Source organism: Vibrio sp. D417a, from assembly GCF_030248595.1.
GTDB classification, from domain to species: domain Bacteria; phylum Pseudomonadota; class Gammaproteobacteria; order Enterobacterales; family Vibrionaceae; genus Vibrio; species Vibrio alginolyticus.
Window position 1 is genome coordinate 1 of the sequence record NZ_JAHGAM010000069.1, and the last position, 579, is coordinate 579.

The following is a 579-nucleotide window of genomic DNA, read 5'->3' on the forward strand; positions in this document are numbered from 1 at the left end:
GGCGTTAGGCATACAAGGTTATTTTTAGCTTACAGGTCAAGTTTATGAGTTGGGCAAAATTAAAAACGGGTATTATTATATTTTTGGTCATCCTCATTTCTGAAGCAATTAGGCTATATACTGGGCTACCTATAACAATAATTGATATTGGGGTGCTGCCTATCACATGTTTGCTAATTTATTGTATGAAATATTATAGGTTTCCTTTTAGTAAAACATATAAAGATACGGATAATCTCCAACAACAAACGCTTTTTCAGCTAATTGGTTTCTTGCTTTTTACAATTATCTTAGCAGCAATGGGTAGCTGGTTAGCTTGGCTTGGAATTCAAGCTCCTCTAAAGTACTTCTCGAGTGTTAAAGGAGCCGCCCATGGATATACATTAATTCAAATTGGTGGTTTAACTGCTTTATACAGTATGTGGGGGGCACTTGTTTTCCTATTTAGGCTAGTTAAGTTACGTGATAAGTCTGCCTAACAAACTGTTTAAGAGTGATTCGCAACGCGTGGCATTTTTACTATGCGTTGGTTTTAGTGTTTAAGGTGGTATGCGGAAGCATCGGTATTGCGTTGCTCAC

The 579-nt window shown here is 37.1% G+C and carries 1 protein-coding gene; it reads left to right on the forward strand.

Going from position 1 to position 579, the window contains the following annotated elements; genetic code table 11:
- Window positions 1–44 precede the first annotated feature (44 nt).
- Window positions 45–479 (forward strand): hypothetical protein, encoded by a 435-nt coding sequence (locus KI742_RS23500; protein WP_025607871.1) that lies wholly within the window; start codon window positions 45–47, stop codon window positions 477–479.
- The last annotated feature ends 100 nt before the right edge of the window (window positions 480–579 follow it).